At 51.2% G+C, this 24,975-nt stretch carries 21 protein-coding genes; 12 read left to right on the top strand and 9 right to left on the bottom strand.

Annotated features, from left to right (window positions below; all coding sequences use genetic code 11):
• Positions 1-2 precede the first annotated feature (2 nt).
• Positions 3-1,358, bottom strand: coding sequence for a sigma-54-dependent transcriptional regulator (locus tag Pan241w_RS20715; protein ID WP_145219516.1), 1,356 nt, complete (start codon positions 1,356-1,358; stop codon positions 3-5).
• Between the two features lie 24 nt (positions 1,359-1,382).
• On the bottom strand, positions 1,383-2,843 hold the full coding sequence (locus Pan241w_RS20710) for a sensor histidine kinase (protein WP_145219514.1): 1,461 nt from the start codon (positions 2,841-2,843) through the stop codon (positions 1,383-1,385).
• Between the two features lie 463 nt (positions 2,844-3,306).
• Here Pan241w_RS20710 and glgA point away from each other — a divergent pair, with 463 nt between their 5' ends.
• From glgA to Pan241w_RS20690, 3 genes are all read left to right on the top strand, one after another.
• Positions 3,307-4,818: a glycogen synthase GlgA gene (glgA, locus tag Pan241w_RS20700; protein ID WP_145219510.1), complete on the top strand. Its 1,512-nt coding sequence runs from the start codon at positions 3,307-3,309 to the stop codon at positions 4,816-4,818.
• 49 nt (positions 4,819-4,867) lie between these two features.
• Positions 4,868-5,863: a galactose-1-phosphate uridylyltransferase gene (locus Pan241w_RS20695; protein WP_145219508.1), complete on the top strand. Its 996-nt coding sequence runs from the start codon at positions 4,868-4,870 to the stop codon at positions 5,861-5,863.
• A gap of 353 nt (positions 5,864-6,216) precedes the next feature.
• Positions 6,217-8,412, top strand: coding sequence for an alpha-amylase/4-alpha-glucanotransferase domain-containing protein (locus tag Pan241w_RS20690; RefSeq protein ID WP_145219506.1), 2,196 nt, complete (start codon positions 6,217-6,219; stop codon positions 8,410-8,412).
• A 33-nt stretch (positions 8,413-8,445) separates the two neighbouring features.
• Here Pan241w_RS20690 and Pan241w_RS20685 read toward each other — a convergent pair whose 3' ends face one another.
• Positions 8,446-9,726, bottom strand: coding sequence for a DUF1501 domain-containing protein (locus Pan241w_RS20685; protein ID WP_145219489.1), 1,281 nt, complete (start codon positions 9,724-9,726; stop codon positions 8,446-8,448).
• A gap of 72 nt (positions 9,727-9,798) precedes the next feature.
• Positions 9,799-11,667, bottom strand: a complete 1,869-nt coding sequence (locus Pan241w_RS20680) for a DUF1549 domain-containing protein (RefSeq protein WP_145219487.1) — start codon at positions 11,665-11,667, stop codon at positions 9,799-9,801.
• Between the two features lie 175 nt (positions 11,668-11,842).
• Here Pan241w_RS20680 and Pan241w_RS20675 point away from each other — a divergent pair, with 175 nt between their 5' ends.
• The 3 genes from Pan241w_RS20675 to Pan241w_RS20665 are packed head-to-tail and all read left to right on the top strand — an operon-like array spanning position 11,843 to position 14,577.
• Positions 11,843-13,546 carry a GntP family permease gene (locus Pan241w_RS20675; protein WP_145219485.1) on the top strand — a complete coding sequence of 568 codons (1,704 nt, stop codon included), beginning with the start codon at positions 11,843-11,845 and terminating at the stop codon, positions 13,544-13,546.
• A gap of 45 nt (positions 13,547-13,591) precedes the next feature.
• Positions 13,592-14,173: a hypothetical protein gene (locus tag Pan241w_RS20670; RefSeq protein ID WP_145219483.1), complete on the top strand. Its 582-nt coding sequence runs from the start codon at positions 13,592-13,594 to the stop codon at positions 14,171-14,173.
• 20 nt (positions 14,174-14,193) lie between these two features.
• Positions 14,194-14,577, top strand: coding sequence for a VOC family protein (locus Pan241w_RS20665; protein WP_145219481.1), 384 nt, complete (start codon positions 14,194-14,196; stop codon positions 14,575-14,577).
• Between the two features lie 127 nt (positions 14,578-14,704).
• On the opposite strand, the gene Pan241w_RS20660 is transcribed toward Pan241w_RS20665, so the two are convergent.
• A complete protein-coding gene (locus tag Pan241w_RS20660) occupies positions 14,705-15,349 on the bottom strand; it encodes a leucine-rich repeat domain-containing protein (RefSeq protein ID WP_145219480.1) in 645 nt (214 codons plus the stop codon).
• Positions 15,350-15,615: 266 nt separating this feature from the next.
• On the opposite strand from Pan241w_RS20660, the gene Pan241w_RS20655 reads away from it, so the two are divergent.
• The 4 genes from Pan241w_RS20655 to Pan241w_RS20640 are packed head-to-tail and all read left to right on the top strand — an operon-like array spanning position 15,616 to position 18,243.
• Complete coding sequence (locus Pan241w_RS20655) at positions 15,616-16,029, top strand: hypothetical protein (protein ID WP_145219478.1); 414 nt, start codon at positions 15,616-15,618, stop codon at positions 16,027-16,029.
• Positions 16,022-16,663: a CDP-alcohol phosphatidyltransferase family protein gene (locus Pan241w_RS20650; protein WP_145219476.1), complete on the top strand. Its 642-nt coding sequence runs from the start codon at positions 16,022-16,024 to the stop codon at positions 16,661-16,663. The genes Pan241w_RS20655 and Pan241w_RS20650 overlap by 8 nt, the downstream gene beginning before the upstream one ends.
• Positions 16,664-16,665: 2 nt before the next feature.
• Positions 16,666-17,598: a phosphatidate cytidylyltransferase gene (locus Pan241w_RS20645; RefSeq protein WP_145219474.1), complete on the top strand. Its 933-nt coding sequence runs from the start codon at positions 16,666-16,668 to the stop codon at positions 17,596-17,598.
• Positions 17,599-17,601: 3 nt separating this feature from the next.
• Entirely contained in the window at positions 17,602-18,243 is a 642-nt protein-coding gene (locus tag Pan241w_RS20640; protein WP_145219472.1) for a lysophospholipid acyltransferase family protein, read from the top strand.
• Positions 18,244-18,320: 77 nt separating this feature from the next.
• Here the strand turns inward: Pan241w_RS20640 and Pan241w_RS20635 are convergent, their stop codons facing one another.
• Both Pan241w_RS20635 and Pan241w_RS20630 read right to left on the bottom strand, forming a co-directional pair.
• Positions 18,321-18,728, bottom strand: coding sequence for a hypothetical protein (locus tag Pan241w_RS20635; RefSeq protein ID WP_145219470.1), 408 nt, complete (start codon positions 18,726-18,728; stop codon positions 18,321-18,323).
• Between the two features lie 136 nt (positions 18,729-18,864).
• Positions 18,865-19,818, bottom strand: a complete 954-nt coding sequence (locus Pan241w_RS20630) for a DUF1559 domain-containing protein (protein ID WP_145219468.1) — start codon at positions 19,816-19,818, stop codon at positions 18,865-18,867.
• A 290-nt stretch (positions 19,819-20,108) separates the two neighbouring features.
• Between Pan241w_RS20630 and Pan241w_RS29465 the strand changes: the two genes are divergently transcribed.
• Complete coding sequence (locus Pan241w_RS29465) at positions 20,109-20,267, top strand: hypothetical protein (RefSeq protein WP_198000051.1); 159 nt, start codon at positions 20,109-20,111, stop codon at positions 20,265-20,267.
• 85 nt (positions 20,268-20,352) lie between these two features.
• Positions 20,353-21,939 (top strand): arylsulfatase, encoded by a 1,587-nt coding sequence (locus Pan241w_RS20625; RefSeq protein ID WP_145219466.1) that lies wholly within the window; start codon positions 20,353-20,355, stop codon positions 21,937-21,939.
• Between the two features lie 39 nt (positions 21,940-21,978).
• Here Pan241w_RS20625 and Pan241w_RS20620 read toward each other — a convergent pair whose 3' ends face one another.
• Complete coding sequence (locus tag Pan241w_RS20620) at positions 21,979-23,544, bottom strand: hypothetical protein (RefSeq protein WP_145219464.1); 1,566 nt, start codon at positions 23,542-23,544, stop codon at positions 21,979-21,981.
• A gap of 152 nt (positions 23,545-23,696) precedes the next feature.
• A complete protein-coding gene (locus Pan241w_RS20615; protein WP_145219462.1) occupies positions 23,697-24,665 on the bottom strand; it encodes a C-terminal binding protein in 969 nt (322 codons plus the stop codon).
• Positions 24,666-24,975 lie beyond the last annotated feature (310 nt).

Below are 24,975 nucleotides of genomic sequence, written 5' to 3'. Positions count from 1 at the left end.
TGTTATTCGAGCTCAATATCCAGCTCTTCAATTTTACGATACAGACTGGAAAGGCCGAGCTTTAACCGCTTGGCTGCTTCCCGCTTGTCGGTGCTGTCTTTCAACACGCGCGTAATATGCATCCGTTCGTAATGCCGCAGCGCCAGACGCAGATCGTCCACATCCGGTAACGGAGGCTCATTCTGATGCAACTCTGGCGGCAGATCATTCAGACAAATCAGTGTGTCATCGCACATCATGACGGCGCGTTCGATCGCATTGTCCAGCTGTCGCACATTGCCTTTCCATTCCGCTGACATCAGCGTCCGAATCGTTTCGCTGGTCGCACCGGTGACCCGTTTCCCCATTTTGCGTGAGTGCTTTGAAATGAAGTATTCAACCAGTTCCGGAATATCATCCACGCGCTCGCGTAATGCCGGAATGTGAATTTTCATCCCGTCCAGGCGATAGAACAGGTCTTCTTCAAACTCTCCTTTTTTGACCATCTCGGCTAGATCCTGTGTCGTCGAAGCGATCAGGCGGACATCGACTTTTACCGGCTCGGCACTTCCCAGCGGCAGGATCTCGCCATACTCAATCGCCCGTAACAATTTGCCTTGTGTGCCTAGAGGGAGTTGAGAGATCTCATCCAGATAGACGGTGCCGCCATCGGCATTTTTGAAAACTCCCGTCTGTTCTGCCTGAGGATACTGCAGTGAACTGGCGGCAGAACCAAAGAGTTGTGACTCCAGTAATTCAATTGGACGCATCCCGCAGTTCACCGCCAGAAAACGTTGTTCCTTTTTCGGTCCATTCGCATGAATCGAACGGGCAAACAGTTCTTTTCCCGTTCCCGATTCGCCAAACAGCAGCACGTTCGAATTAGTGGCGGCAATCTTACGAATCGTACTTTGCAGTTTCTGCAGTGCTTTACTGCTGCCCACAATCTCTTCGATGCCGGGACTGCGTGCCAGTTCGCGTCTTAAGATCTGGTTCTCGTAAAAGATTTTCTGATATTCAAACAGGCGATTCAGTTTGTGCGACAAGTCATCAAAGATCACCGGCTTGACCAGATAATCAAAGGCACCCGCTTTAAACGCCGAGATCGTGTTTTCCACTGTCGCATACGCGGTAATGATCAATACGAAAATGCTCGGCTTGATATTCTGTAACCGCCGCAGCAGTTCAATGCCGTCGCCGTCCGGTAATTGCACATCACAAATTGCGACATTAAAATCCCGGTCCCGCGCCAGCTCCAGTGCTTTGGCGACGGTTGAGGCCTGCATGGTTTCGTAACCTTCGCTGGTCAGAAATTCCGCCAGTGAAGTTCGGATGACTTCTTCGTCTTCAACGATGAGTACAGATCGATTCAGTTGCACGTTGGGTTCAATCCTGTTTTCTGCTTATGTCGTTATTACAAATTTGATTTCATTCGCCGGGCCGGGAGGAATCTCCGCCAACCCCTGTAGTTCGTCACAGTTCAATGAGACGATAAATTTCGCGCCAGCTTTGACACTTTCATCAATTTCAATTGTTCCGGAATTCGAGTGCTCAAGAATATTTTTACACACAAATAAACCGAGGCCCGTTCCTTTTGACTTTGTTGTAAAGTAAGGCTGGAACAGTTTTGGCTTGTCTTCTTCTCGAATGCCCTGACCATTGTCATGCACGGAAATCAAAATCTGGCCGTCGCGGGCTTGTGTGGTGATCTCGATCGATTCCCCTTCTTCCGTCGCGTCCATCGCATTCAGAATCAGATTCAGAAACACCTGCACGAGCTGATCCCGGACCACCTGCACCACCGGCAGATTCTCAGCAAAGCGGGTGATGATCTTTTTGCCTTTTTTGCGTTTATAATACTTCGAAATATTCAAAGACTCGGTAATCAGCTCGTTGATGTTGCAGCGATTGCGTTCCGTCGTCGCCGGTCGACTGAAATCGATCAGTTCCCGCAGGATGCGTTGAATCCGGTGCAGCTGGCCATCGACCTCCTGCAGACGTTTGCACGTGTATTCGTCGTTATTATGCCGATTCAAAAGCTGCACCAGCGAACTGATTCCTGCCAGCGGGTTCCCCACTTCATGCGCAATTCCGGCGGCCAGCAAACCGAAGGCGGCATGCTTTTCCTGCTGCACCAGTAACGCCTGTGATTCCTGCAGATCGTTGGTACGGCGGGCGATGCGTTCTTCCAGCAATTCCTGGTTTTGCTGAAGCTGGGCATTCGCAGCCGAAAGTTCCATACTCGTTCGCTTCACCAGACTCGAAAAGGCAATACTGGCCCACGCGACCCAGCCCATCCAGACAATCATCAGCAGTAATTGCGTCAGCCAGTCGGCAGGGATGGAAGGGCTCGTAAACAGAATCGTCGTAAAACTGATCAGGTGCAGTCCCAAGGTCATATAGGCGATCGCCGGCGAATGCCGGATCGAGCATACAATCAGCGAGAGCAGATAATAAAAACGGAACGGGCTGTTCAGGCCGGCATCGTAATGACAGAGCAGACCGATAAACAGCGCCTCCATCACCGAAATGATCAGCGGCCATTCGCCCAGAAACACGCGACCGCGAAAACTGAAATAGGTATCGGCGAGTGCATAAATCGCACCCAGTGTCAGGATCCAGTTGAGCTGGGGAACCTGAATCGCTGAGTCGTTCCCTACAAAGTTGACCAGCACGTATCCGACACACAGACCAAACCAGCGGATACGCAGCGTGATCTCTTCGGCCGGCAGTTCCCAGGTAAAGGCATCGTGATGAATTTTCGCTTGTGCTGCTGGTGCGGGGGTAGACTGTGCCTGCGCAGACTCATTTTGTGAACTGTCTGTTGAATTCGGTTGATTTTCCAGAATCGAAGGATCATTCATATCAGAAATTAAGACTCAGAGTCGTACTCTCGAAGGGCGGCAAAAGAAGGTTCATAAATGCTACGATTATTATATGCGTGTCGCTTTGAATGACTGGTTGAATGATGGACGCGTTTCACCCGAACCGGGGATTGATGCGGAAAACCCAGGCTATACTATCTCCAATCTGAAATTGATCCGCAATTACACATTCCCTATTTTGCAGCAGAAGTTCGCTATTTTTACTGAACAAACAGGTAAAACCAGACCACCGCACCAACGAGAGTCGCACACACTCATGGGAGGCCTTCCCAAATAGACACTTTTGATGTCGAGATTTCTGAAAAATCTTTATGAATTGAGCGATCCAATACCGGGTTTCGACTCCACTTGTGTTTACAGATCCGTTACTTTCAACCGATAATACCCTATATAATATTGTAGACACGTTCAGAGATCTGAAATCCAGATAGATCGGGAATTTATGAAAATCGTTTTAGCGAGTTCCGAAGCGATTCCATTTGCAAAAACAGGTGGTTTGGCCGATGTCGCCTCGGCCCTCTCAAAAGCGCTGGCAGAAGCCGGGCATGAAGTCACTCTGTTTATGCCGTATTACCCTCAATCGACGGCGAAACGGGGATTGAATCCGGATGACTTTGAAGTCTGCCCGGAAAAGGTTTCGATTACCGTCGGCAGCAAGGAAGTCGAAGCCGGTCTGCGTAAAGCCAGCTTTCCCGAGTCCAGCGTCACCGTCTATCTGATTGATCAGCCCCGCTATTTTGATCGACCGGAACTGTATCACGAAAGCGGTCGCGATTATCAGGACAACTGCGAACGATTCATTTTCTTCAGCCGATCGGTTTTGGAGTTTGCTGACAAACTTGGTTTGAGCCCCGATATTATTCACGCGAATGACTGGCAGACCGGATTGATCCCCGCACTGTTGAAAATTGAATATCAGGACCGCCCCGGTTTTGAAAAAACGGCTTCGGTGTTCACCATCCATAACATGGCCTTTCAAGGTCAATACTGGCATTGGGATATGCTGCTGACCGGCATCGACTGGAAATACTTCAATCGACATCAAATGGAATTCTTCGGTCAGCTCAACCTGTTGAAGACCGGCATCGTGTTTTCCGACATGGTCACCACCGTCAGTCCGACCTATGCGCAAGAAATTCGGACCGAACGTTTCGGCTACGGCTTGAACGGCGTTCTCGATACGCACGCCGAGCGTCTGGTCGGCATTCTGAATGGAGTCGACCCCACAGAATGGAATCCCGAGATCGATCCCAACATCGCGGCCCACTATAACGCGTCGACCGTCACACAAGGCAAGCCGCTCTGTAAAGCCGCCCTGCAGGAACGGATGGGCTTGCCCCAAAAGCCGGATGTCCCGCTGCTGGGAACTATTTCACGCATGACCGATCAGAAAGGGTTCTCTCTGATTCTGGACGCTGCCGAAAATCTGCTGGCGATGGATGTGCAAATGGTCTTTCTGGGGACCGGCGATCCCTATCACGAAGCCTCCTTTTCCGATCTGGCAAAACGCTTTCCCGACAAAGTCGCGACCTACATCGGCTTTGATGAGAGTTTAGCCCATCAGATCGAAGCCGGCCTGGATATCTTTCTGATGCCGAGCCAGTTTGAACCGTGCGGTTTAAACCAGATGTATAGCCTGATTTATGGAACTGTGCCGCTCGTGCATGAAGTGGGCGGACTCGCCGATTCGGTCGTCGATGCCTCGGGAGAGAACCTGGAAAACGGCACTGCCAACGGATTTTCCTTCTGGCATTTTGACTCGACCGTGTTGTATCGACAAATGCGCCGTGCGATCGACATGTACCTGGATAAACCGACCTGGAATCAACTGCAGCACACAGGCATGTCCAAAGACTGGTCCTGGAAACAGAGTGCGCAGAATTATCTCTCGGTCTATCAGCGTGCCGGCAGCTACCGTGCCAATAATACCGAATCGGTTTCTGCCTCGCATTGATGAGCGGTGAACGTCTCTTTTTTTCTGTCCCCAATAGCTAACTGTTTTTATGTCTGAGATCCGCACCGATCCTCTTACGGGTTATACCACTATCTTCGCACCGGAACGTGCACAGCGTCCGATTGCGCTGTCCAGTGATGCGACTCCCTACGAGATGACACAGGAACAACTTGACTCGGATCCGTTTGCCGAAGGCAAAGAAGACGAGACGACTCCCGAATTGTACGCCGTGCGTCCGGCCGAGACTCAACCCAACCAGCCTGGTTGGCGTTTGCGGGTTGTGGCGAATAAATATCCCGCACTGACTCCGTATGCTGTCGCTGCCTGTGGTTCGAATCATTACGGCGTGCATGAAGTCATCGTAGAATGTCCGCAGTTTGAGACGCAGATCACGCGCTTGGAACCATCCCAGTTTCAAGAGATTTTCCGCGCTTATCGACAGCGCGTCGCCACGCATCGCGACGATCCTCAACTGGAGTATGTGATCATTTTCAAAAACCAGGGGATTCTGGGAGGCGCCTCACTGGGGCACGCACACTCGCAACTCGTCGCCAGTCAGATAGTGCCAGAGGCCATGCAACAGGAACTACAGGCCGCACAGAAACATTTCACCGAGACAGGCTGTTCTCTGTTTGAAACATTTTTACGGGAACAGCCGAATCACGTTTCAGGTCTGGTGATGTCGACCCCGCATTTTCATGTGATCTGTCCCTATGCCAGCCGTTTTGCGTTTGAAACCTGGATCGTTCCGCGGACGCTGAAAACCCACTTCGATCAATCCACCGATCAGGAGCTGGAGGATCTCAGCGACCTTAGTCGTCGCCTGCTGCTGGCTTTGGAAGACATCCTCGGCAGTCATGATTTCAACTTTGTCATCCAAACCCCTCCCTTCACGACCAGCGATCAAGGCGGCTATGCCTGGAGTCTGCGCATCTATCCGCGGCTGGCCCATCTGGCCGGCTTCGAGCTGGCGACAAACATGTATATCAATCCGGTCTTCCCCGAACAGGCCGTGGAACGGCTCAAAAAACAGCTTGGTTCCTGATTCTCTCACCCCGTTTGGCTCAGGTGTAAAATAGAGAATCCAGCCCCGGATTCGGACTTGTCCCAGTTAATCAATCTGGCGAAAAATTACCTGCTTTAACATTTGACCTTCCTTCGACAGTATTTCGGGACCGCGAGTATCGATTTTACGGGGACTTGGATTTTATTCTCATAAAAAGTCCTCTATGATTAATAAAAGATTGGCTTTACTATAAGCCGGATTCGTTCCAAGTCCTGCGGGATCAGCGATTAAAGCAGGAGCGGGCGGTGCTCGCTCGTGTCATAAATCAAATAATACTATTTCTTAGCGTAATCGATAGTTCTGTGTATTACACAGATGAAAGGATGCGGCCCATGGGCTGTCGACTTCGGCTCGTCTTAGTCATTCACAACCATCAGCCAGTCGGGAATTTTGAAGGGGTTTTTGAAGAATCCTATCAAAACAGCTATCAACCCTTTCTGGATGTTTTGTCGGAATACCCTGATATCCCTTTTTCTCTCCATACTTCGGGCAGCCTGATGGAATGGCTGGTCGAAGCACATCCCGAGTATATTGATCGAGTACGGGGACTGGCGGAATCCGGACAGGTAGAGATTCTGGGCGGACCATTTTACGAGCCGATTCTGGCGGGCATTCCCCGCTGTGACCGCATCGGCCAGATAACCGCGTATACGGATTACCTCAAGAAACTTTTCGGCACACCGATTCGCGGAATGTGGGTTCCTGAGCGCGTCTGGGAACAGGCTTTCGTTTCTGATCTTGTTGATGCCGGCATGGAATACACGCTGCTGGACGATTCCCATTTCAGTGCCGCCGGCGTACGGGCTGAGAAAATGCATGGGTACTATCTTTCGGAAGATGAAGGCCGTCTGCTCAAAATCTTTCCCGATAACGAAACCCTGCGTTATCAGATTCCGTTTACTGACCCTGTCGAAACGATTCACTACCTCAAAGAAATTGCCGATCATCATCCGCATTCCGTCGTGGTGTTTGGCGATGACGGCGAAAAGTTTGGCGCCTGGCCTGGCACGTACGATCATGTGTACCGGGATGGTTGGCTGAAGCGTTTTCTGGATCTGCTCCGCCAGAACAGCGACTGGTTAAAAGTTACTACAATGTCCGAATCCGTGGACACCGTCTCGCCTATGGGCAGTTGTTATCTTCCTGATGCCAGTTATCGCGAGATGACCGAATGGGCGCTCACCTCAGATCGCCAGCTCGAACTGGCCGACTTGAAAGAAAAATTTAAGGACGTTGAAGGCTTCGATCGCTTGAAGCCATATTTGCGTGGCGGCTTCTGGCGCAACTTCCGTGTGAAATATTCGGAACTCAATGAAATGTATTCCCGGATGTTGCTGGTCAGTAATCGGCTGCAAAGTCTGGAAGCGACCGGCGTGGACGCCGATGATCTGCCGATTCTGCACGAAGCACGTACCGAACTCTATCGCGCACAATGTAACTGCCCGTATTGGCACGGTGCCTTTGGCGGGCTGTATCTCCCGCATCTGCGGAACGCCATCTACAAACATCTGATTGCCGCAGACAGTCTGCTGGAAAAAATCACACACCGCGATGCCAACTGGCTGGAAGTCGAAGCCGCCGATTTCAACCTGGATGCTCGCAAGGAAGTCCGTCTGGCCAGCAATCGCCTCGTCGGATTTCTGGCTCCTGCCCACGGCGGTCATCTCTATGAACTGGATGTCCGTGGTGCCAAACACAATATTCTGGCAACGTTGAATCGTCGTCCCGAACCCTATCATGACATCATTCGCAAAGCAGCAGAGGAACGGGCAGAGGGATCTCAAAACGGCGAAGACATCGGTAAGATTCATAACGCCGTCCGTTTCAAACAGCCTGACTTGGATAAAAAACTGCACTACGATCACACTCCCCGAAAATCGCTGGTCGATCATTTCTATCAACCCGGCGTTGATCTCGATACCGTGGCCAACGGCGGCGGAGAAGTCGGCGACTTTGTGCAGGGCGTGTATCTCAGCTCACTGCGTCGCACCGATGATTACTGTGAAGTGCGGATGACCCGCAAAGGGCACGTTGGTCCCTACGAAGTGGAACTGACCAAAACTGTCTCGCTAGCCAAGAATGCGGCAGGCACGTTGGAGTTCCACTATGAACTGTCACAACTGCCCGCAGATGTTCCCCTGCATTTTGGAGTCGAGTTCAATTTTGCCGGCCTCGCCGCCGGTGCCAGTGACCGTTATTACTACAACCATCTCGGCAAGCAGCTGGGACAGTTGGAATCGAAACTGGATCTGGAAAAAATCGACCGCATCGGTCTCGTTGATGAATGGCTGGGATTAGATGCCGCTCTGGACTTATCCTCGCCCGCCAACATCTGGACCTTTCCGATCGAAACCATCAGTCAGTCGGAAGGCGGCTATGAACTTGTGCATCAAAGCTCGGTGGTCATTCCTCACTGGGAGTTTGTCGCCGACGAACAGGGACGCTGGTCTGTCACGATCACACTCTCGATGGATACCTCAGCCGCGCAAGCCAAAGCACTCAGTGAAGCAGCCACTTCCGGAGCGTGATGTTCACTGAGCGCTATGAAGAGTCGGTTTGATTCAGGAAAACAGTTCGGTCACGACTTCGCCGCCATCCACGATTTTCATCGGACGGCCCAGTGGACTCATGTTTTCCTTTTTCGGATCGACTTTGAGCGAATGGCAGATCGAGCTGAACAGATCGGTAACGTTCACGGGCCGATCTTTCACAGCCGAACCATCGTCGGTTGAAGCGCCAATTACCTGTCCGCCTTTGACGCCGCCACCAGCGAGGGCGGCATTAAAGACACGCGGATAATGATCTCGACCCGCGCGGGCATTGATCTTCGGCGTACGACCAAATTCACCCATCCAAACCACCAGGGTTCGATCCAGCATGCCACGCTGTTTGAGATCGGTAATCAGCGCCGCCATGCCCTTGTCGACTTCCTGTGAACGGGGGGAGATCACTTCAGAAAGGTTAAAGTGATTGTCCCAGCCATTGGAACGGACTTCAATAAATGTCGAACCCGCTTCCACCAGACGGCGTGCCAGCAGGCAGCCTTTCCCGAAGTTGCTTTCTCCATATTGTTGACGGAGTGAGTCGGGTTCCTTGCTCAGATCAAACACCTCCGTCTGTGGGCTCAATACCAGCGAAGAGGCTTTGTTATAAATCTTGCTATGATTCTTCACGACCACTTCACCGCCGCGGCTCGCAAATTCGGTATCGAGGCGCCCTAACAGACCCAGTCGTTTCTGATAGCGTTGATCAGGCACAGTCGCAGCGACGTTGTTGGGAATGCTGCCCGGATTGTTGACGTTAAACGGTTCGTAGTCCACACCCAGAAAACCAGCGCCAGTGGTGGCACCAACGGAGACAATCGAAGGAATATCCAGTTCACGGTTGCCAATTTCCCGTGCGACATTCGAACCCAGGCTCGGATGCTTCACGCTGCCCGAAGGCACATAACCTGTATGCATCTGATAGGTGGCACGTTGGTGGTTGCCTTCTTTGTTCGTCATTGAGCGAATCAACGCGATGTCCGACATGACCTTGGCTGTGTTTTTCCAGTCTTCGGAAATTTCGATTCCGGTGACAGAGGTTTGAATCGCACTTTTATCGCCCGCACTCGAAGTGTTGGGTTTGGGATCAAACGTTTCAAACTGGCTCGGTCCGCCCGCCATCCAGAGCAGAATCATTGAACGGCCCTGCTTGCGAAGTTCTTCTGCCGAGACACTCATTAAGTCGTGAAAACTGAACGTTCCCGCAGCCAGCGCCCCCAGGGAAACATTGCGGAGAAAGCTGCGGCGTGAAAAGCCCCGACGGCTCGTCTGAACGTGTTGGTGATGATAAAGACTCATGAAAAACTCCTCAGCCTGAGGGATGGTATTGATCTAAAGTAAACGCAACGCGAAATCGGTCTGCTCACACAATCAACGTTTGGTAATGAACTCACTGGAATTGAGGAGACTCCACATCAGATCCTCCAGCGCTTCCGCACGGTTGCTGGTTTCCTGAAAATAATCCAGGCAGATCTTCAATTCCGATTTGCTCGGTTCTCGTGAGAGCGTCAGCAGATACAGTTCCTGTACGGCGTCTTTGTTATCTGGATAATCTTTGGCGATCTGTGCCAGCTTCGTGTTTCGGTTGGTTCCCAGCATGCCATTGATGGCGGTGGAATTCATCATGAACAATGCCTGTGGAACGTCTCCTGTGATCTCCTCTTGTGATGTGGAAGGATCGAAAGTAAACAGGTTGCTGAATTGACTACGAGCTGACCGGCCCCCCTGGAAACGTCGATTACCGCCGCTTCGATTGGCCTGCAGGTCATCCACACCAAACACCTGAGTGATGGCTGTGAAGATCTGATCGCCTCGCAAACGGGTGGGAGACTGGGCAGCAAACGGGGTATTGAGTTGACCTTCCGTTCTCTTTTGCATCTCTCGCTGATAGGCCCGGGTGTTGGTAATCGTACGGCAGAGCCATTTCAAATCGTATCCGCTGGCGGTGAAACCATCGGCTAATGCGTCGAGCACTTCCGGATAGACGGCACTCCGTTCGGGGCCGATATCATCAATGGGCATGTAGAACCCTTCTCCCAGCATTTCTGCCCAGAGACGATTCACAATCGCTCGGGCAAACCACGGGTTCGATTTTGAAGTCAGAAATTTCGACAGGGTTTCCCGGCGATCCAGATCGTCCAGACCTTTACCGGGGGATTTTTTATCGACAAACAGAACTGGATGCACGACCGTGCCGACGGACGTCGGGTTGTTCAAATCGGGCATATAATATTCTGACATGAATCGGCGGGCATTCTCGGGAACCGGAATGCTTTTCAATTCTTCAGCGGTTAACGCTTTGTCTCCGTTTTTGTCGGCACGGGAAACCAGCTGTTCAAAGCGTGGCGCCATGCGTGTGCGTTGGACTTCCTGTTTGGTCAGCTTGCCATCCCGGTTACGGTCATAAGCGCGAAACAGCATCGTCGGATCCTGCAGCATTTTCATGCGTTGTGCAATCTGATTGCTGTTCTGGTTCATTGAGACCACTTCAAACGTCCGCGGCATCGCATCACGCACCGGACGCACTCGCACACGAGGAAAGAACGCCGCCAGTTCATGAAAACTGTCCCGCTTCCACTTGTCGGTCGGATGATCATGACAGTTGGCACACTGGATTTGAATTCCCAGAAAGATGCGTGATGTTTCCGCAGCCAGTTCAGCCGGATCACCCTGATGGGCGAACATCAACGCCGTGTTTCCATTTTCGCGGACATCACCAGTGGCGGTCAACAGCTCCGTGGTGATCTGATCCCAGCTTGTATTTTCGTTGAGCTGTGACGTCATCCAGTTGACAAACGAATTTTCATTCAGGCGTGAACGGGCATCAGTGGCCCGCAGGTAAATCACATCCCGCCAGTAGCGCGCCCAGTTGACGCCGTATTCATCTGACTTGAGTAAGTCATTGATAACCGCTTTCCGTTTGTGGGGGGTGGAATCCAGACCAAACAGAATCACTTCTGAAGAGGTCGGCTTGCGGCCCGCCAGGTCGAAGGTCACGCGGCGGAGAAAGTCTTCATCGTTGGCCAGGGGGGCTGGCTCGATTTTTGATTTCTTCAGCTCTGCTTCAATCAGTTGATCCACTTTTTCTGCCAGCGTCGATTCATCGACTCTCTGCTGTTTCTTCGATTGTGGGGAACTCTTTGTTGCTGCGAAAGTGGAAGACTGGCATAATGGGACCGACACTGTAAATAGAAAAAGACAAACTATTTGTGTCGTTCGTTTCACGGAAAAACTCATCATGACATTTCACCTGATTGAATTAGGGTAAATAGGCTCCCGGCATAATGCGGGAGTCAGACAGATGCGATTGCGTGTCTGATGTGTATTAAACCCGATCTGACTCAGAATGTGTCGTAAAAATGGTGATTTTCACAAAATAAAATAATCAGAACCTGAAAACCAGACTGGTAGAACAATGGATCAAAGCGCTTGGGTCATCGTTGTTATCTTGTCAGGGGTCGCCATCGTGATTGGTGGCGTCCTGTTTTTCCGCCTGCATGCCTTTCTCGCTCTGCTGGCAGGGGCCATTTGTGTAGGCGTTTTGACGCCCGCTCAACAGATTGAAGAGACAGCCCTCCGGAAAAACAAACTCAAAATCATTGAGGTCAGCCCAGACAATCGCCAGATCGTCGTGGAGGTCGACAAGGCAGGCACGATTCAGCCCGGCATGATGCTGCTGATTCTAGGTTCAAATCAACCGGAGTTCCCCTTGATCCCGATTGCCGAGACGGAAGTCCAGCGCGTGACCGCGAAGTTTACAGAAGGGAGTAAAAGAATCATCATTGCCGACTTGAGTGTTCGTGATGACAGTGCCAGCCGTCAGATCGGCCTGGACGATTTTGCGATTACACCCTCCAATTATCAGGCCGCCATCGTGCAGGGCAAACAATCGGTGGGAGAACGCGTGGCAGCCGGCTTCGGTTCTACCTGCGCCAAAATTGGCATCCTGATCGCGCTCGCTGCCATTATCGGCATGTGCCTGCTGGAAAGTGGAGCCGCCGAACGCATTGTTCGCTCGTCGGTGAATTTTGTCGGCGAGAAACTGGCACCCCTGGCGTTTATGGCCAGTGGATTTTTATTAGCCATTCCTGTCTTCTTCGATACGGTCTTCTATCTGTTAATTCCACTGGGGAAAGCCATGCGCTTCCGCACAGGCAAGAACTACCTCCTGTATGTGCTGGCGATTGTCACCGGAGGCACGATGGCCCATTCACTGGTTCCTCCTACGCCCGGCCCACTGTTTGTCGCAGAGCAACTGGGCGTCGATATCGCCACGATGATGATTGGCGGCATGATTGTCGGCAGTATCGCGGCCTTCTTCGGTCTGGGATACGCGGTGATGATCAACAAACGCTGCGTCCTGCCGTTCCGTGATTCCGCCGACGTGACGAAAGAAGACCTCACCAAACTGGCCTCCAGCAAATTGGAAGATCTGCCGGGACTCTGTTTATCGCTGACACCGATTGTGCTGCCTGTGTTGCTCATCGCCGGCTCGACGATGTTAAAATTTGAATCGATCAAGAATCTCTGTTCGCCCGAAGTCCAATCATTGATCAAGACACTCGGAAATAAAAACCTGGCGCTGGGCATCGCCACGGTGATTGCCCTTGGCACACTGATCCGGCAAAAGAAGTCATCGATGGCAGATCTTTCCGCGTCCATTCAGGCAGCCCTCTCTACGGGGGGCGTGATTATTCTGATCACCGCAGCCGGCGGTGCCTTTGGCGGCGTGTTACAGCAGACGGGCGTCAGCTTTCTGATCGAATCACTGCCCGATGTCTCTCCGCTGATGTTGGTCACACTGGCGTTTCTGATTACCACCGCCATCCGCAGTGCCCAGGGCTCGTCGACCGTCGCCATGATCACCACAGTCGGCATTCTGGGCGGCATCGCCGAATCGACGACGCTCGGCTTTCACCCGGTTTACCTGGCACTGGCGATCGGCTGCGGCTCGAAACCCATTTCCTGGATGAACGACAGCGGCTTCTGGGTTATCGGAAAAATGAGTGGCATGACCGAAGGCGAAACCCTGAAATACGTCACTCCCATGACGGCTCTGATGGGCATCGCCGGTTTGGTCGTTGTTCTGTTAGGTGTGCAGTTTTTCCCGATGGCGTGAGCTTTGAATATGGACAGTAAAGACGAGTTACACATAGAAAATAAGGTGTCCGACTCATCGGCGAGTGTAGAAACGAAAGCGGTTTCCCCCTGGCGAATCGTGAGCTGGGTTTGTGGTACCGTCATTTTGGTCAGCGTTTTCTCATGTATTGTGATGGCGGTGCTGCGCAGCGAAGGACTCAGGGAAATCAAGGTCACAGCACTCGATGCAGAACTGGAGCCGCGCGATCATAGTCTGCCGTTGATTAAGAAGTTTGATGCATTGCCAGACTATGAGATACTTGTGAGAACAGAGGGCTTATTCAGAACCAATCTTGGAGCAAAACCGAACAAGTCTGCCCAAGAAGGTCTGACCTGGAGGCTGAAAGAACTGATTCCCGTCAGTGAGATTACCAGTATTTGCTTACAGGATCAGGATAAGGTCATCTCGGATGCACTGGTTGAAGTGCAGATCACTGGACCTTCAGTGGTTGCCGGTAACTACCGTTTTGATTTTCAAACAGAACACTCTGCTGAATTAGGTGTGAAATCGTTTTTCAAAACTCCTGTCGGGCAGGCGATCAGCATTGCGTTTACAATTTCCATTATCATCGTTTTGCTCCGATTCTTCAGTTTCTTTTTTATCTGATTGGCCCAGCGGGTAACAACATGGAAGTCAACCATCTGGATCACTTGGTCTTAACGGTAAAAAACATCGAAACAACGCTGACGTTTTACGAGACCGTATTGGGCATGCAGCGGGTGTCGTTCGGTGCAGGGCGGTTTGCGCTGACATTTGGCAATCAGAAAATTAATCTGCACGAAGTCGGGCACGAATTCGAACCCAAGGCCGAGCACGTGCAGGCCGGCAGTGCGGATCTCTGTTTCATTCTCAAAACCCCAGTAGAAGAGGCGATCAAAGATCTACAAAGCCAGGGCGTGGAAATCATTGCCGGTCCCGTAGAGCGAACCGGCGCCCTTGGGAAAATGGTTTCGGCATATTTCCGTGATCCCGATGGGAATCTGATTGAAGTCTCGAATTATACGGACTAAGAGTCGTCTGCTTGTTAGGATGTGCCTTGTTTCTGGATCTGTTGTATCCATCTAAAGCTACACACATGACGGGAATGTTTCATGAACTCTGAAGCCACAAACGCCGCATCTATTTTATTCGCAAAATTCAATCTGATTTTACGGACAATGTCAGTAACTGCTCCGGGCGACTTACTTCGTTTGAAAAAGTAATCACCAGCTTTTTATCCCTCTGTGTGCTGGAAGTCAGATTCTCTTTGAGCTGATTGATCTTGGACCGTAGTCGATTCACTGCAACGGGCGTGACTGCGGTCTGTTCCAGATTAATCAAAAGCAGATAGGGTTTGTTTTCTAGATGACGCAGACCCTGGTCGGTAATTTGCGTCCCTTTCAGGTTGATTTCTCGAAGGTTTTCGAGATCCTTAAGGCGAGTCAATGCGATATCAGAGACGTTACAGTTTTCCAGTTTCAAAAAATCGAGATAGGTCATCCGTTCGAGACCACGTAATGTTTCATCGGAAACCTGGCTATTATTGGCGTCGATATCATAGACTCTGGGTTTGACAGGCAGGTCGATGAAGTGCAGATGCGGTCTGAGAAATGCAGGCATGCTGCTGACTCCGAACCAGGTATAGCGAACGGTTGCTCCGGCATCCTTTAGCCTCTGTGCCAGGGCTTTTCGTTTTTCAAAGCAGTATCGGTGATAGGCGTGGAATGAGAGAAATCCGATCAGGAGGATCAAGAGCACCAGCCGTGTCGAAATTTTCAATCCAGATTTGGGCCTGACGTCCATTTTTGCGTGTTCACTTTTCTGGAGTGTGCCTTTGTGAGATGCGGCAACCTGTACTGAGTATCTGTTTTTTGATTCACTGATGCCAGAAAATAATCTTAATTATTATAAATAAAATCAGCTAAGAGAGATCTTTTCTCCTCTTTTATTTATATTGAATTAGAATGCGGCGATGAGTAAGCGTTTTTAAGAGTTATCGCGGGCTACAGGAGGAATCTTATGCCAGCCAATCTAATAATAGCAAACACCAGACAAGCAACCGGAAATCCATGAGAGAAAGTATTCGCACGACGCGGCTGTTTAACTTCCTTTCTGCTGTACTGGCATTTTTGCTGTGGGGCGGCTGGGCGTACCATATTAATTCCGCCAGCTCGCCGCAATCGGGAGTGGTTGCGGCACTCACCCAGGGAACCGCCAGTTTTCTGATCACGCTGTTTATGGTGCATGCGGTGACGTTTTTGTTTCATCGCTTTCAGAAGCCGTTTGTGAAAGTGATCCTGCCTGCTGTTCTGGTCAACAGTGTGACCGGGTTCTGTCTGGTGAGTGTGCATACGCTGATGGGAACCCCGCGTGTGTTTGCCACGATTCTTCCGGCACTCACGGTTGCGTTTTCGTTCTGTATTTTTACCGCCTGCAAGTTATTGAAATTATTCCAGCAGCAGGGAAACACATCATATGAATGAACCCAGTGCCCGCCGTCCGCTCAAAATACGCGATGTCAAAATAGTGAATTCATTTGCGCGTTACCTGAGCGGCAAAAATATTACTCCCAATCAGATCTCGGTGACCAGCGTTGTTTTCGCAGCGCTGTCGGCTGGTTGTTTTCTCCTGTTCGCTCAAAATCAGCACTGGTGGTTGCTGATCCTGGCGGGGTTGATGATTCAATGTCGCTTGCTCTGTAACCTGTTTGATGGCATGGTCGCCGTCGAAGGGGGCAAAAGCACGAAGTCAGGTGAGCTGTTCAATGACATTCCCGATCGCGTGGCGGACCCTTTGATTCTGGTCTCCGCCGGCTATGCGATACATGTCGTGAGCTATGGTGGCGAACTCGGCTGGTGTGCCGGTCTGCTGGCGGTGATGACGGCTTATATTCGGACGCTCAGTGCCAGCATCGGAGCGCCCGTTGATTTCAAAGGACCGATGGCCAAACAACATCGGATGGCGGTGCTGACGTTTGCCTGTGTCTTTGCTGCCATCGAAGTCGTGCTGCAGTATACCGATTATTCACTGCTGATTGCGCTGACGCTGATTGTGGTGGGCTGTGTCATCACCTGTATCCGCCGCACGATCTCTGCCTATCGATTTCTGGAAGCCTGATTATGTGGGATATCCCGTCGCATTCGTTTAATGCCATGCTGGTTGTTTTGGTCTTATTACTGACCGCGACGACCAGCCGACTGATTCTGGCCCGTGTCAAACACGAAAAAGACTTTACTGAACTGCGACAGCGGATTCAGTCCTGGTGGTGGATGATCGGCATTCTGTTTGTCTGTCTGGTTGTTAGTCACACCACCGCCATCATTCTGTTTGCCTTCATCAGTTTTCTGGCGCTCAAAGAATTTTTCTCCATCGTGCCCACGCGACAGGCAGACCGCCGCGTTTTGTTCTGGGCTTATATGGCGATCCCCGTTCAATATTATCTGGTCAGCATCGGCTGGTACGGGTTGTTTATTGTCTTCATTCCCGTCTATGTCTTTTTGTTATTGCCGATGCGCATGGTCCTGATCGGCGAAACCAAAGGCTTTATTCATTCCGCGGGTATCATTCACTGGGCGGTGATGCTCACCGTGTTCTGCATCAGTCATATCGCGTATTTACTCGTACTCCCCGTGAAAAACCTGGAAGCGGGCAGCATTGGCCTGGTGATTTATTTACTGTTCATGACGCAGTTCAACGACGTCTGCCAATACATCTGGGGCAAGTTACTGGGCAGGCATAAGATTATTCCGAAAGTCAGTCCCAATAAAACCTGGGAAGGTTTCCTGGGCGGCGTAGCGACGATTACGCTCGTCTCTGGTTTTCTCGGCCCCTACTTAACGCTGCTTTCATTTCGCTTCAGTCTACTGGCCGGTCTGTTGATCAGTTGCTCCGGCTTTATTGGCGATGTGGTGATCTCGTCCATCAAACGTGATCTGGAAATCAAAGACAGCGGGAGTCTGATTCCCGGTCATGGCGGAATATTGGATCGCTGCGATAGCCTGATGTTTACCTCGCCTCTGTTTTTTCATTTCCTCTATTATGTGAACTATTAAAACATGGATCGCGTGCTCAAAATCCTGTTTTTTGCATTCATCGTCAGGCCGATTGTGTTTATCGTGCTCGGTTTGAACCTGCGCGGGAAACAGAATCTGCCGCAATCAGGCCCCGCGATGATTGCGGCCAACCATAACAGCCACCTCGATACGCTGGTGCTGATGAGCCTGTATCCGTTATCCAAAATACACAAAGTGCGGCCCGTCGCCGCCGCCGACTATTTTCTCAAAAACCGGTTTCTCTCCTGGTTTGCCCTCAACTGCATCGGTATCATTCCCATCAATCGCACGGGCCGCCAGCGAAAGAGTGAACTGTTTGCCGGCTGCCATCAGGCGTTGGACCAGGGAGACATTTTGATTCTCTTTCCGGAAGGGAGTCGGGGGAACCCGGAAGAGTTGAGTGAGATCAAACGCGGCATCTATCACATCGTGCACGACCGAACCGACACCCGGGTGACGCCCGTGATGATGCACGGTTTGGGCCGCGCATTACCCCGCGGCGAGGCGTTGCTGGTTCCCTTTAACTGTGACGTGATTATCGGAAATGAACTTCCCGATGCCGAGACCGCAGAGCAACTGGTGAATGGAATCAAAGAATCGTTTCTCGAACTCCAGAAATATTGTATTACCTGTTGGCAAGTGTGAGTTTTTGTGAAATATCTGCTATCAAAAAAACAGCCCCGTTACCTGTGTAAACGGGGCTGTTCTATTTTCAGCGCTGTTTATTTTGATTTCAGTTCAAAAGTATATTTGTTTTCGCCGTCTGCTTTCACGTCGGCGGTGAGTGTCGTTTGAGAGTTGTATTGAGCGGGGATGTAGGATTCGGTGATCGGCTCGTCGTACTGGTCTTTTTTGCCGGTATCACGAGAGGCGGAAATCAGGACTTTTTTCTGACCAAGCTGACTGTCGAACATGAATTTCCCGTTCTCAATCCCGCCGGCAGAAGAGCCTCCTTTACCGTCGGCCGGGTCGAACACGATGCTGCCTTCAGAGAGCGGCTCTCCATCGAAGGTGACGGTTCCCTCGACTTTCACGGTCGTGGGCGCATCTGAGCTACCGCCGCAGCCTGTGACGAACAGCAGGCAAGCCGCCAAACAGGCCAGTTGTAATCTAACAGAATAACCTCTCATGTTCTCTCCTTTGATCAGCGAGGCGAGTGCACCTCCAGCTGAGTTGTGATTGATGCAGACTCAAGTTGTGAAACAGAAATTGCCTGTGGCCTCGTGTGAGATCTGACCACAGGCAATTCTCAAATCGTAAGACAGCTTAGAACTCACCGATGGTTTCTTTCCCTTCACGGGTTCCCAATGCCTGGAAGGTGTTCGTATCGATATTCTCAGAGACGAAACGCACAGAGCCATCCGCCAGGAGAGTATGCACGCCTCCCACATGACGGCTGCGTGCATGAATTTCATTGTTAGTACTGGAACAGGCACGGCAGGGTGCGTCTTCCGTACCGTTACAGTATTGGGCCAGGTCGCCGGTGGGCGTATTGGGCGGACGAAGCGTGGTAAAAGTCAGTCCGCCATTGTGATAGCTGTTATGATAACGCCCGCGCAAGTCGTGTGTGCCGCCACAGACTACGTTCCCCGCACCTTGCGCTGAAATCGAATCTTCGGCAATATTGATTTCGCTGCCCATGATAGTGTTGGTAGTCCCGTCAACCACGTCGCGGATGCGAGTTTTGGAAAGGTTGTAAAACATTCCATTCAGTTTGGGATACGTGCCTGCAGCGCCCTGAGAAGTTGAACCGGAACAGAGCAGGTAATTTCCATGAAACCCTTGTTGGGCGACCTTACCGGCTTTGGGGTCAGAGGGGCAACTGAAGAGCGGAACGACAATCGTTGCTTCAGGCCAGCCACCGGGAAACTGGTTCGCTTGAATACGGGGGGCGATGGTGTTGTAAAGCGGTGCCTGGTCGACGAATGGCAGTAGCATGTGAAACCATCCCTGCCGGGTATTGGAGGTTGCTGCGGGAGCAGTCGAAGCAGCGTTGACGCGACAGACGGTCGAAAAAGGAAACACGGTGTGGGTTTCATTGTAGTTATGCAGTCCCAGCCCGATCTGTTTCAAGTTGTTCTTGCAGGTCGAACGTCGGGCAGCTTCGCGTGCCTGCTGGACCGCTGGTAAGAGCAGGGCAATCAGAATAGCAATAATCGCGATCACCACTAGCAATTCGATCAGCGTGAATCCACGTCTCTGTAAATGTTTCGAGTACATGATCCTTTTCCTTTGAAATTTATTAATGAGGAAAGTCAGTATCAACAGAAAAATATTTACTGGAAAATAACGAATCAATTTCCATAAATATCAATATATAATTATGTGTTTGTCGATAAATGAGAATAGGAGAGTGGTCGCTTTTCACTCATTTCGTACACTCTCTCAGAAATAGTCGATGTGATTGCGTGAAATTAATACAATAGTATATTAATGGACTAATGTATTAATTTAGTCTACAGTGGGATGCGCAAAAAAGTCAATTGATATCTGCCCAAAAGCAGATTTGGATGAATCATCGACCATTCTGGGGTCTCACAGATTATGCTGAAGCCATTCTTGACATCGACTCGATCCTGCCCTACCCCCGCTGCTTCCTGCGGTTAATGATTCCCCGCTTTTTCCCTGTAGTTCTGATCTGGAAACCGATTTTTCAGATTTCCCTCTGAGGGGCTGACATCAAGTTAAGCAGACGTTTATAGTAGAGTCTTGCTTTCTGATACGCATCTTGAGTTACTTCAGGGAACGTGAAAAATGGTTTCGACTTTGCTTCGTCATCTCGCCTGTATTTTGTTCTGTCTGACCACTCTGCTTACATTTCGGAGTACCAGCTACGCAGAACCTGAAAAAAAAGCACCTCGTCCGAATATCATTCTGATCATGTGCGACGACATGGGATGGTCTGACATTGGCTGTTATGGCGGTGAAGTCCAGACGCCGCATTTGGATCAGATGGCCCGAGAGGGGCTGCGGTTTACGCAGTTTTATAACAATGCCGTTTGCTGGACGACCCGTGCTTCACTCGTCACCGGACTTTATCCGCGCTATCCCCGGCCGCACCTCAATCTGAATATGGTGACGCTGGGCGAAGTGCTGCAGCAGGCGGGATACCAAACTGCCCTCAGCGGTAAATGGCATCTGGGTAGAACCGATTCTACCCACCCCGTTTATCGCGGCTTTGAAGATTTCTATGGCCTGCTCGATGGATGTTGTAACTTTTTCGATCCTTATTATCGTGATCCCAAATACAAACGCGGAATTACCGGAGACGGATATCGCTTCTTTGCGAAAAATACGACACGCATTACCGAGTTTCCGGATGATTTTTATACCACCGACGCGTTTACCGATCATGCGATTCAGCAAATCAAAACGTATTCCCAAACAGATCAACCCTTCTTTCTTCACCTTTGCTATACCGCACCCCATTACCCGCTGCATGCCAAACCGAAAGACATCGCAAAATATAAAGGTCGCTATTCCGCAGGCTGGGAAGCGTTACGCAACGAGCGGCATCAGCGGCAGTTGAAAATGGGGCTTGTGGATCCCCAATGGAAACTTCCTGCCCGCGATCCGGAATCGGCAGACTGGGAGCAGGACAAGTATCCTCGTGACTGGCAGGAACGTCGCATGGAAGTGTATGCCGCCATGATTGATTGTATGGATCAGAATATCGGGCGCCTGATGGCAACACTCAAAGAGACGGGCGTAGACGAAAATACGATCGTCATGTTTTTGTCCGATAACGGGCCGGACGCCAGCGAGCCGGGCGGAGCGAATCCCCAACAGATTCCCGGACCGAAAGAGTACTACACCACGTGCGGCCCCAGTTGGGCCTTTCCGCAAAATACACCCTTTCGCCGGTTTAAAACATGGATGCATGAAGGGGGGATTTCGACACCTTTTATTGTGCGCTGGCCGGGGAAGATTCAACCTGACACACTCGCAAAGCAACCCGCACATATCATTGATGTGATGCCAACCTGTATTGATCTGGCTGGAACGAACTATCCGGAAACGTTTCAGTCTCGTAAGATCATTCCCCTTGATGGGAAAAGTATTCTGCCGATTTTAAACGGAGAAACACGCACGCCGCATGAGTCGCTGTTCTGGGAGTTGAGAAATAATCAGGCAATCAGGCAGGGGAAATGGAAGCTTGTCGCGGACCGTACCATCAACCGCTGGGAGCTCTATGATCTCGAACTGGATCGGACTGAAACCAACAATCTGGCGGCTCAATATCCCGATCGCGTCGCCCGCATGAAAGCGGCCTGGCAGAGCTGGTCCGAGAAGACGGGGCTCGCGAACCAGAAGCATCAGCGTGGGAAGCAGATTCCCTGAGAAGAGTGCAGAGAACTGTAATCGTCGCTGGAACGACGCTTAGTTAAGAAAACCGAGCCAGCGTTTTTTCTGGTCGTCGTTCAGCTGGTTTTCGTCGGGCACTTCTTCCTCTTCGCTGCGTTCCAGATTCAGACCCAACTGTTTTTCTTTCTTGCGAATTGCTTCTTCGCGTCCCTGAAGCATTGATTCGGTACGTGAAAGTCGGGCTCGTTCAATGGAAATTTCAACCTCGGCTAAGCCCAGATTATGTTCCAGATCGTGATGCAGTGTCTGTAGCTGTTCCAGTAGCTCTTCCGGAGCATTATTCAATTGTTCCCAGTTGACGGGAACGAGTGCCGTTTCGGCTTCACGGACGCGCTTGATTAACAGACTGATGTATTGATCGCGCTCGTTGACTGCCTCGATCAACTCAGCCTGCGTTGCCTGTTCATAGTTGATTTCTGCAGGAGCATCCGGCAAGGGGGGCTTATAGCTGGCTAGTGTGCGTCCATTGGAACCAGATGGTCCTGTTTCCTCATTTCCCACTGCAGGCTGTGTTACCTGAGGCGGAGCAGGGGCGGGGGGAGGTGCCTGTTTTTTAGCGAGGTCCGTGTTGACATCGACTCCCTGGCCAGAAAGCAGTTTTTCTTTCATGGCCTCCCAGCCGCTTGCCGTAGAGTCTTCAGCAGGGGGGCTTGTTACCGGCTCCTCAGGTGTCTGTTCTTCCTCAGTGCTGAGTGGTTCCTCTTCTATCGGGGTTTCCCGGTCTGGTGAAGCGAGATATTCAACCAGGCTGGCTGGCTTGGGAGCGACGGGTCCCTTTTCCAGTCCATCTTCTACCAGTTTTTTCAGTTCGGAGATCTGCAGTTCAATTCGGGCCAGGGAGGATTCCGTATCCATTCCCTGCCATTGTTCGAGTACCGATTGCAGGTCCTGCGAAAGTTTTTGCTGCTCTTCAATCACTTCCTGGGGAATACCACCAGCCGAGATCGTCATGCCTCGATCAGCGCCCGTGCGATGTCGGCGATCCAGTTGTTCGGCGACCTGTTCCAGACGTTCTGTCAGGATCACCACCAACTGTTCTTTTTCCTGCAGTTCCGCTTCGAGCTCTTTAACGCGTTGGTTTTCTGCAGCCGTGAGTTCTTCGTTCTCGCGCTGGCTCTGTTTCAGTTGTTCGACAACTTCGCTCAGACGTTCCTTTAGACTGGCGACCAGCTGTTCTTTTTCATGCAGCTCGGTTTCCAGTTCCTGCAGGCGCTGATGTTCTACAGCGGCATCGTGCAGGGAATGCTGGTCGTGATCCAGTCGTTCGACAACCTGTTCCAGTTGTGCGGTGAGGGTTGTCACCAGCTGTTCTTTTTCCTGCAGTTCTGATCGTAGTGCTTCAACGCGCAGGTGATCGTCGGAAGAGGAATCGGAGGCGTTCTCAGGTGTAGAAGCTGCAGGCGCTGGTGGCGTTTCAGAGGCAGGCGGTGATTCCGGCTTTGCTGGTGGTGCTTCAGGCTTAGCCGGTGGCGTGGGCGTACGCTCCTCCCGCTGAATCGAATCAGAGTCACTGGTTGGCGACGTCGATTCGATCATCTGCTCTTTGATCTCAGATGCGGGGGAGTGACTATTGGGGTCCATCCATTCTTACCTGAATCTATAACCTTTCAGACTGTTATTAAGCTAAAAATAGAGAATGCTTACTCTTAGCCTAGTTCATTTTCACGCAGTCTTAATGGGTTTCGCTGATCCAGTGATGCCATTTTTCTACATCTATTTGCGGATGGTATCAGTTATTCAAATACTGACGGGTTTACCACATTAGTGGTTTCCCTCCCTACGAGAACATCTGCCACCTGTCGGGCCGCCTGTTGTCGAAGTTCGTCCAGTGATTCCTTGGAAATAAAGGCCGCATGCGGGGTTGCGATGACCCGTTCGTGTTGAAAAAACGGGTCCGATAAATCCGGTGGTTCCGGATCGAACACGTCGAGAGCGGCTCCGGCGATGTCCTGGTTTTGAATGGCGGATTTCAACGCAGCAAAATCAATCAGTCCGCCGCGGGAAGTATTGATGATCAAAGCAGTTGACTTCATTTGTGCAAACGCACTTTGATCGAATTGATGCTGTGTCTCTTCCGTAAGGGGCGCATGAATGGAAATCACGTCGCTTTTCTGAATGAGCTCCTCGAACGGCACCATGGTCGTCCCGGTTCCATAATCATTGCCGGAAGAATTCGTGGCCAGCACATCCATGCCGAAGGCGCGTGCCCGCTCGGCGACTGCCTGTCCCGTCAAGCCAAATCCGAACACGCCCAGAGTCAGTGAACTGACTCTCCGAGGCAGGGGCGCCGCCGAGAGATCATAGATCCCCTGCTTGGTCTGGTGATGAAAAAAAGCGACATTTCGCAGACTGGCCAGCATCAACGCCATCGCATGGTCGGCGACTTCCGGGATGCAGTAATCGGGGACATTGGTCACCGGAATCTTTTGCGAGGTTGCATATTTGACGTCGATATTATCCAGGCCGATTCCCAGACGGGCGATGGTTTTGCAATCGGGGGCAGCGGCAATTACGGCCTGGGTAACCGGAGCCCAGCATGTGGCAATGGCATCCACGCCGGTTGCTTTTTCAATCAGTTTCTGTTCATCAGCGCCGGGCGGGGCTTCGATGACCTCGGCATCAACGAGCGCTAATTCTTTGCGTTCCACCTCGCAGTCAGGCCAGGCACGATCGGTAATTAAAACACGAAATTTCGCAGACACAAATCACTCCCTTTCATTGTGAAAATGTTGCAACGCTTGATGCTCTCAGGATCGCGGTTTTCACACTGGTTTACAAGTCTATCCCTCCGGAAAATGGGAAGCAGCCTTGATTCCCGAAACCATAGAGTCAGGTTGATGACAGTGCATTCAAATTTATGACGGTCCGAATCAGAAAGCGATTGAGAGTGGTTTTGAAATCGATCTGCTAAAACAAGAGGCAGGAACGACTTGCGAGCGCGATTCAAGAAAACGTGTTTTGTGGCCTCGATTTTGCGTCTAGAGAGATGTCTTGACACATTTCCGTTTTAGT

The sequence above is a fragment of the Gimesia alba genome (assembly GCF_007744675.1).
Lineage (GTDB): Bacteria > Planctomycetota > Planctomycetia > Planctomycetales > Planctomycetaceae > Gimesia > Gimesia alba.
This window is presented reverse-complemented; position numbering and strand designations above follow the sequence as displayed.